Origin of the sequence: Bowmanella dokdonensis (genome assembly GCF_017254865.1) — a bacterium.
Taxonomy (GTDB): domain Bacteria; phylum Pseudomonadota; class Gammaproteobacteria; order Enterobacterales; family Alteromonadaceae; genus Bowmanella; species Bowmanella dokdonensis.
This window is the reverse complement of sequence record NZ_JAFKCV010000406.1, coordinates 1-283: the sequence shown is the minus strand read 5'-3', so window position 1 is coordinate 283 and position 283 is coordinate 1. Positions and strand designations below refer to the sequence as shown.

The 283-nt window shown below is 50.2% G+C and carries 1 protein-coding gene; it reads left to right on the top strand.

The features are described from left to right. On the top strand, nt 1-283 hold a 283-nt coding region (locus J0A66_RS23090), incomplete at both ends, for a FimV/HubP family polar landmark protein (protein WP_206576105.1).

Genomic DNA, 283 nt, shown 5'->3' with positions numbered 1-283 from the left:
ACCAGTCATGCCCAGTCTATTGAGATAAAAGGCCCCAAAAACGCCACCCGTGAATATTCCGGCGTAGTTTATGGTCCGATAACCTCAGATGATACCTTGTGGCGCATCGCACAGCGGTATCGCCAGAATAAATCCCTGAGTATCTATCAGGTGATGGTGGCCATTTACGAGCTCAACCCCAACGCCTTTGAAAGACAGAATCTGAATCTAATGGTAGACGGCGCCATGCTGCGTCTGCCCAGCGAACAATATATTGCCCGTATTGATGCGGCGCTGGCTAAAC